Source organism: Romboutsia sp. (assembly GCF_051659545.1).
GTDB lineage: Bacteria > Bacillota > Clostridia > Peptostreptococcales > Peptostreptococcaceae > JBOFOR01.
Genome location: NZ_JBOFOR010000089.1, coordinates 1 through 3,209 on the forward strand (window position 1 = coordinate 1; position 3,209 = coordinate 3,209).

Here is a 3,209-nt window from a genome sequence, read left to right on the forward strand (position 1 = left end):
AGTAGGAGTTTAAGTCCAGCTCTTTAGGTTGCTTCAGCTACAGGTCTTTTTAGAAGGATTAATCCTTAAAGAGCAATGACTTTCAGTCAAAGGTATTTATACCGTAAATCCACCTGCTTTAGCAGGTGTGTAGTTTAATTTATTTAGAAGGTTATAAAAAGTATCATAAATCTAATTATTATAAATCTCAAGTAATAAGTCTAAATCAATAATTTCTATACATTTATTATCAAAGTCAATAAGCCCATCTTTTTTCATTTTATTTAACTCTCTAGAAAAGGAAGTTCTTTGAATACCAAACTCTTCGGCAAGTTCTTTTTTGCTACGGTCCAGTTTTATAGTTAAGTTATTTTGACATTTATATTGATAAAGAAGGTAGTCTACTATGCACTCTCTGATAGATTTAATAGATAGTTTTTTTACCTTATCCTTTAAAATTATTGTTTTGTCTGATACAGACATTAAAAAGTTTTCTAAAAAAACAGAGTCTTTTTTACATAGGTTAAAGATAAGCTCTTTTTTTAAATGTATGACTGTAGTATCTGTGTAAGAAAAAATATTCATAGGGTAGTTATTAGAGCTAGAAAATAATAAATTATCACCAAAGATATCGCCACTAGAAAATTTATTTAAGGTCAAAACATTTCCGTTTATATCTACGTCTTGTATGACTACATTTCCTTTTAGTAATATATTGCAAGTTTTACATTCTTCATTTTTTAGAAATATAATAGAACCCTTTTTATAATTTTTTACTATATATAGATTCGGAGTAAAAAAATCTAAAATTTCTTCATAGGAAATATTTTTAAATAAGTCTATCGATTGTAGTAGTTTTATATATTCATTCATTATTTTTCTCCTAAATTAGCAATTAGTTACCTAAGTAACTTTTTTAAAATCTAAGATTAATTATAATGTAAATAAATAGATTTGAAAAGGAGATTGAAAATGGATATATTCACTTTGTTACTTTGGGTAATAACTTTAATTTGGTTTGTTGTGTCTATGAAAAAAGACAAGAAGAGAACACTTAACTCTGTAAAAATGTCTACAGGAATGATGAAAAGTATGATAGGACATATTATAGGAATACTTTTCTTAATAGGTTTACTACTTACATTTATTCCACCAGAAATGATCAAAGAATATATGGGGGATTCAAGTTCATTTTTATCTACTGTAATGGCAGCGTTAGTTGGTAGTATAACTTTAATACCAGCATTTGTAGCCTTCCCACTAGTATCATCATTACTAGATGCAGGAGCTGGAATATTACCTGTAGTAGCATTTTTGACTACTTTAACTATGGTAGGGGTGGTTACATTTCCCCTTGAGAAAAAAGAATTTGGAGTGAAGTTTGCACTAGCAAGAAACATATTTAGTTTTGGATTTGCAATATTGATAGCAGTTTGTATGGGGGTAATAATATGATGAAAGTTCTTAATACAGTAAAAAATAATAAGCTTATAAGTTTTGTAGCCTTAACCTATTTAACACTAGGAATAGTATTGCCAGATAAAGGAGCACAATCATTTTTTAATAGTTTGTATTATATAAAAGAAATGTTAATAATCATGCCAGTAATTTTACTTTTAACATCATTAATTGAAGCGTGGGTTCCTACTAAAACTATACAAAATATGTTAGGTGAAGATGCGGGACTAAAGGGATATATATTTTCATTTTTATTAGGAAGTTTTTCAGCAGGACCTATATATGCGGCATTTCCAGTATGTAAAACATTATTAAATAAAGGTGCTCGTATTTCTAATATAGTAATAATACTAAGCTCATGGGCTGTAGTAAAAGTACCTATGCTAGCAAATGAAGCAAAGTTTTTAGGACCTAAGTTTACTTTTATAAGATGGATATTAACAAGTATATCTATATTTTTAATGGCATATCTAGTGGCTAAGATAGTTAAAAAAGAAGATGTATTAAAAAAATCTGTAGAATTTATAGGAGAAAATACAGATGAAGGTATTTTAAACATAGAGTCTAGTTATTGTATAGGATGTGGTATTTGTACAAAGTTAGCACCAGTTACTTTTGCTATGGAAAATAAGAAAGCAGTAGTTATTAATCAAGATATAAAAGAGGAACATTATGAATCAATACAAACTGCGGTAGATAAATGTCCTGCTAAGGCCATAAAACTTAGAGTAGAAAATATAGAGTAGTTACCTATACTTAACTATATATTTAATTCAGTCGTTAGTTTTGGGTGATGACTAAATAATAAATAAATATGTTATAATATACATATAAATTACAAACTTTTAAGAATAAGGAGAGTAAAATATGCGCTCAGTATCAAAACAAATAAAAGATACAATTATAAATTGCCTCCCGAAAGAAATAACAGAAGCCATCTATGTTTTTGGAAGTTACGGAACTGATAATTATAAAGACGGTATTAGTGATATAGATATAGCTTGGTTTACAAAAATCAAGTTGGATTTAACAGAGATAATGATGTATAAAGATTTGTTAGAGAAAGCTTTAAATATAGAAGTAGACTTGAAAAATCCAACAGACTCATATCCAATATATCTGCTAAGTGAGATATATAGCGGGATTATAATTAATGAACCTAGTATTGAATTTAAAAATAAATTTTTTTCTTTTTACTTAGATAATAAAGATTTTATAGATTTAACGAGAAGATGCATGTGGAGGTAAAGTATGGTTTTTAATAAATCTAATATCGATATAAACTTAATATGTGATCAAATGCTAGATTGTATATATAATTTAGATAATTTCTGTCAAAATATGAATGAATTAGAAAAATTAGAATATCTTAAAAAATGCGCACAAGAAGGGTTTAAATCTTATATAGGAAGCTTTTACGAATTGTTAAAAGATTATTTGACTTATTGTAATACTGTAATGGATATACCAATTACAGGAAAAAGCTATAAAGAATATTTAGAACTTTGTATAAAAGAAAATCTTTTACCACAAGATAGTCTATATTTTATAATAGCATTAAGTTCTATAAGAAATAAGTTCTCTCATGGATACGAAGTTCCACCATTTGAAGATGTATTAGATTTTTATAAAAACAATTCTCAAAAGTTTCTTAGTATAGTAACTTTGGCAAAATCTAAATATAATCAAAAATAAAATAAATAGAAAATACAAGGTTATATCATCATGGTATGGCCTTGTATTTTTATGATAAAAATTATATAAAATAAAAA

At 26.7% G+C, this 3,209-nt stretch carries 5 protein-coding genes; 4 read left to right on the top strand and 1 reads right to left on the bottom strand.

Annotation, left to right across the window (positions count from 1 at the left end):
• Window positions 1-171 precede the first annotated feature (171 nt).
• A complete protein-coding gene (locus ACRC03_RS05325) occupies window positions 172-852 on the bottom strand; it encodes a Crp/Fnr family transcriptional regulator (protein ID WP_438651527.1) in 681 nt (226 codons plus the stop codon).
• A 99-nt stretch (window positions 853-951) separates the two neighbouring features.
• Between ACRC03_RS05325 and ACRC03_RS05330 the strand changes: the two genes are divergently transcribed.
• From ACRC03_RS05330 to ACRC03_RS05345, 4 genes are all read left to right on the top strand, one after another.
• Window positions 952-1,434: a permease gene (locus tag ACRC03_RS05330; protein ID WP_438651528.1), complete on the top strand. Its 483-nt coding sequence runs from the start codon at window positions 952-954 to the stop codon at window positions 1,432-1,434.
• Window positions 1,431-2,183 carry a permease gene (locus tag ACRC03_RS05335; protein WP_438651529.1) on the top strand — a complete coding sequence of 251 codons (753 nt, stop codon included), beginning with the start codon at window positions 1,431-1,433 and terminating at the stop codon, window positions 2,181-2,183. Before ACRC03_RS05330 ends, ACRC03_RS05335 begins: the two co-directional genes overlap by 4 nt.
• A 121-nt stretch (window positions 2,184-2,304) precedes the next feature.
• Window positions 2,305-2,685, top strand: coding sequence for a nucleotidyltransferase domain-containing protein (locus ACRC03_RS05340; protein WP_438651530.1), 381 nt, complete (start codon window positions 2,305-2,307; stop codon window positions 2,683-2,685).
• Between the two features lie 3 nt (window positions 2,686-2,688).
• Window positions 2,689-3,132: a hypothetical protein gene (locus tag ACRC03_RS05345; RefSeq protein WP_438651531.1), complete on the top strand. Its 444-nt coding sequence runs from the start codon at window positions 2,689-2,691 to the stop codon at window positions 3,130-3,132.
• The last annotated feature ends 77 nt before the right edge of the window (window positions 3,133-3,209 follow it).

Coding starts and splice junctions, on each gene's coding strand:
- ACRC03_RS05325 (WP_438651527.1), bottom strand. CDS start 852: ATGAATGAATATATAAAACTACTACAATCGATAGACTTATTTAAAAAT.
- ACRC03_RS05330 (WP_438651528.1), top strand. CDS start 952: ATGGATATATTCACTTTGTTACTTTGGGTAATAACTTTAATTTGGTTT.
- ACRC03_RS05345 (WP_438651531.1), top strand. CDS start 2,689: ATGGTTTTTAATAAATCTAATATCGATATAAACTTAATATGTGATCAA.
- ACRC03_RS05340 (WP_438651530.1), top strand. CDS start 2,305: ATGCGCTCAGTATCAAAACAAATAAAAGATACAATTATAAATTGCCTC.
- ACRC03_RS05335 (WP_438651529.1), top strand. CDS start 1,431: ATGATGAAAGTTCTTAATACAGTAAAAAATAATAAGCTTATAAGTTTT.